The organism is Nocardia sp. 852002-20019_SCH5090214 (assembly GCF_001665865.1).
GTDB lineage: Bacteria > Actinomycetota > Actinomycetes > Mycobacteriales > Mycobacteriaceae > Nocardia > Nocardia nova.
This window is the reverse complement of sequence record NZ_LZMK01000126.1, coordinates 1-3389: the sequence shown is the minus strand read 5'-3', so window position 1 is coordinate 3389 and position 3389 is coordinate 1. Positions and strand designations below refer to the sequence as shown.

The following is a 3389-nucleotide window of genomic DNA, read 5'->3' as shown; positions in this document are numbered from 1 at the left end:
GCGCTGCTCGCCGGACTCCACCCGCAACGGCTCCGCAGTGTGCGGGCAGTGCTGGCGGCTCTCGCCCGGGCGGTGGTTACCCGTTCCGGATCGATATCCACGAGGGCTCTGGCAGTGCGGTCACGCTGCGATCGCAAGACTGTGGCGCGGGCGCTGGCGACCTCGAGAGAGGCAGGGCTCGTTGTGGAGCTGCACGCCTACAAGGGAGGTACCGACGACTGCACCGCATACGGGATCGGGCCCGAGGCAATCGGTTTCGTCTCTGCTGCCCAGGATGATGTTTCCCCCACTAGGTGTACCACCCCCGCGCCCACCGGCCGCGCCAGCCGCTCCCGCCTCCGCCGTGAACACCTACGCGACCGGGCTGCCTGGGCGGCCCGCTGCGACGTCCTAGCGTCTCTGGCTCCTGGTGAGCGTCTTGCCGATTCGCAGCACCCGATGGCCAAAGCGCTGCGGTCGCTGCACCATCAGCGCACGTGGTGGCGGTCGCTGACCGAGTCGGAGCAGGCAGCACGGCGCGAGCAGCGCCGACGCCAGCTGCGGGCGATGGACTCCACCGAACGCAGTGACTGGTTCGGATGGCTCACCCGCCGCGAACACATCAACAACAGCGCGGACCGAATCCTCACCTGGCGCGCGGCCGCAGACGACCCGGAAACCGTCCTCAGAGCGCCGCTGACGCTGCATCGAGGCATGCGCGACCCACGATGGCGCACCGGTGGAACGCCAGCCACAGCGGCCGCATGAGCGACGCGAACGTGTCGGTGGCCCGTGCCATCATCAGCTGCGGAAGTCCTGCCCGGCTGGAGGAGACGCACATGGCCGCCGCGACCGACCGTCCCGTTGTTCGAGTCATGGTGCAGTGCCGGCGATGCCCGAACTGGCTGCACTCCCCCGCCAGCGTCGCCGCGGGAATCGGGCGCACCTGCGCTGCCCACGAGCGTGCCGAACGGCGAGCGTCGGCCGCTCGGGAACTCACTCTTTTCGATATCGCTGCCTGAGTCGGATCTGCTCGGGACCAGCGCATTCGAAAGTTTTCGCAGAAACATACATGTAGCGATACATGTAGACATGCTTGTTGCTGTAAACTGGGAGTATGGCGGATTTCGGCACACCGGCCCGGGGTGAACGTCCTCGGATCGATGGCCGTTCCGGCCTACGATCTGCCCGCAAACATGTTCTCTTGCATGTGGATTCTCATGTATCCGAGTTGGGAGGCTTGCTGATGGCAGATCGGAAAACCCGCGTCATCGCGGTCGCAATGCAGAAAGGCGGGGTGGGTAAGACCACCACGACCATCAATCTCGCGGCCGCGCTGGCCGAGGCAGGGTTGTCGGTGCTGGTGGTCGATCTAGACCAGCAGGCCGACAGCACCGATGGGCTCGGCGTCGTCGTCGGCGACGAGGACGCCACCGCCTTTGAGGTCCTGCACCCAGAACGAGGGGACCGCGTGGCCCTCGTCGAGGCGATCAAACCGTCCCCGTTCGACCGACTGCACATCGTGCCAGGACACCGGGCGATCCGGACGCACGAAAAGTACGGACTGGGCGCGGGCGGTCAGCTTCGTCTGGCCCGCCAGCTCGACGCCCTCACCGGCTACGACGTGGTCCTCATCGACTGCCCACCCAACCTGGGCGCGATCACCGAGGCCGCGTTGCATGCCGCTGACGATGTACTGGCGGTGCTGGAGGCAGGCCCGGACGAGGTGAAAGCCCTTGTCACGCTCGGGGAGACGGTGCTGGACATCGCGGAGGGCTCGATCTACGACCTCGATATCCGGTACCTGCTGCTCACCGACTACGAGGGCAACACCAAGACCGCGCAGAACGTGCGGGCCGGCCTTCTCCGAGACTGGGGCGAGTGGTCGGCCGGCGGGGCGTATCTCGGCGAGATCCCGCACACCGTGCGGGTGCGCGAAGCCAAGGACCGCAAGGTTCCCGTCTTCATTCATGCCCCGGTGTGCAGTGCAGCCGTGGCCTACAAGGACGCCGGAAAGCGTCTGGCAGAAAGGATCCGAGCATGAGCGACCGGGGCATCGGGATGCCGCCGTCGACCCGACCGACCCGGGGCGAAAAGCGCCGGGAGGCAAGCCGAGTCCACACCGAGGGTGCGGACCAGTCCCCGGAAGAACCCGCACCCTCGCACGATCGAACCGAGGACGAGCGCGCGGCCGCCGCAGCGGAGAGCGCACCGTCCCAGAAGAAAAAGGTGCCCCCAATGACCCTCCCGCTGAAGAAGAAATCCAGCAAACGACCCTTCGCGACCCAGATCGCACCCGAGACGGGGATGCGCCTGGAGTGGATTCGCCGCCAGGGCTACACCGTCACCGACACCGTCGACGAGGCGATCAACGCCTTCCTCGACGCCGCAGGTGTTCCGCGGTTCGACAGCAACGGCAACCCCATCGACGCCCCCTGAGCTCCACCCACAACCAGAGAGGTTCACAGCTGATGGCCACCATCGTGGACAAACCGCCCACCGAAGAGAACGAGAAGAAACGTAAACGCAGCGCCGCGCTGGAGCGTGGCGCCACCCTGGTGACCGCCGCGATCGCGAGTGCCACGGCCGCGCAAGGCATGTACGTGTTCTTCCGCGAGACGCTGCAGATGCCGACCCCGCTGCTGCTGATGTGCTTCAGCTTCATCGAGCTGATGGTCATCACCAGCGCGATGCGCGCGCGGCGCTCGCAGATCGACACCGGCTCCGCCGGCATCGACGGCATCGCGATGTGGGTGCTGACCATCACCTCCGGAATCCTGGCCACCACACATGCCACCGGAGCGGGAGAGCATCTGCTGCGCCTGCTGGCCCCGGTGATCGCGGCGTGGGGCTGGGAACGGTCGATGAAGCTGGAGCGCCGCCAGCTCACCGGTGAAGACGGTGGGCTCAACTGGCGGTGGTCGCCCGAGCGGCTGCTGGTGCGGTGGGGGATCGCTGATCCCACCGACCGCAGCACCGCCGAGGTCGCGGTGGAGCGTCGTCTCGCTGATCTCGCGCGCGCGGCCGACAATGTGCGGCTGGCTCAGACCACCGGGCGCAGCGCCCGCCGCGAGCGGAAGATGGTGCAGCGGTTGCACCGCGCGATCGACAAGGCCGCCGACGATGGTGTCGTGCTCGGTGAGCCGGAGATCCGCGCGCGGTTGCGCGAGCATCTCGAAGGCCGCTTCGCCGCCTACACCCTTCCGAAGTACCGGCCGCTGATGGACTGGTCGATCCCGGAAGCGATCGAGGTTCCCGCGCGCGACAACGGTGATGCGATCGATCCGCGCGCGATCGATGATCAGCTCGCGGAGTTCGAGCGCGAGTTCGCCGCGCGCGCGCCGCGCGCGACGGAGGTTCCGATCGCGCGCGAACCGATCGCCGATCGCGGCGACGACACCGCGCGCGCG

The 3389-nt window shown here is 67.5% G+C and carries 4 protein-coding genes and 1 pseudogene; all 5 read left to right on the top strand.

Annotation, left to right across the window (positions count from 1 at the left end):
- Positions 1-438 precede the first annotated feature (438 nt).
- Positions 439-747 carry a hypothetical protein gene (locus A5780_RS11025; protein ID WP_064908359.1) on the top strand — a complete coding sequence of 103 codons (309 nt, stop codon included), beginning with the start codon at positions 439-441 and terminating at the stop codon, positions 745-747.
- Positions 744-1001, top strand: coding sequence for a DUF6011 domain-containing protein (locus A5780_RS11020; protein ID WP_231982918.1), 258 nt, complete (start codon positions 744-746; stop codon positions 999-1001). The genes A5780_RS11025 and A5780_RS11020 overlap by 4 nt, the downstream gene beginning before the upstream one ends.
- Positions 1002-1096: 95 nt before the next feature.
- A complete protein-coding gene (locus tag A5780_RS11015; protein WP_231982917.1) occupies positions 1097-2023 on the top strand; it encodes a ParA family protein in 927 nt (308 codons plus the stop codon).
- A 194-nt stretch (positions 2024-2217) separates the two neighbouring features.
- A complete protein-coding gene (locus tag A5780_RS11010) occupies positions 2218-2418 on the top strand; it encodes a hypothetical protein (RefSeq protein WP_064908360.1) in 201 nt (66 codons plus the stop codon).
- A 32-nt stretch (positions 2419-2450) separates the two neighbouring features.
- Positions 2451-3389 (top strand): annotated as a pseudogene (locus A5780_RS11005) (hypothetical protein); the annotation flags it as partial.

Excerpts from the sequence above, each read along its gene's own strand:
- A5780_RS11025 (WP_064908359.1), top strand. The coding sequence starts at position 439 with ATGGCCAAAGCGCTGCGGTCGCTGCACCATCAGCGCACGTGGTGGCGG.
- A5780_RS11020 (WP_231982918.1), top strand. The coding sequence starts at position 744 with ATGAGCGACGCGAACGTGTCGGTGGCCCGTGCCATCATCAGCTGCGGA.
- A5780_RS11015 (WP_231982917.1), top strand. The coding sequence starts at position 1,097 with ATGGCGGATTTCGGCACACCGGCCCGGGGTGAACGTCCTCGGATCGAT.
- A5780_RS11010 (WP_064908360.1), top strand. The coding sequence starts at position 2,218 with ATGACCCTCCCGCTGAAGAAGAAATCCAGCAAACGACCCTTCGCGACC.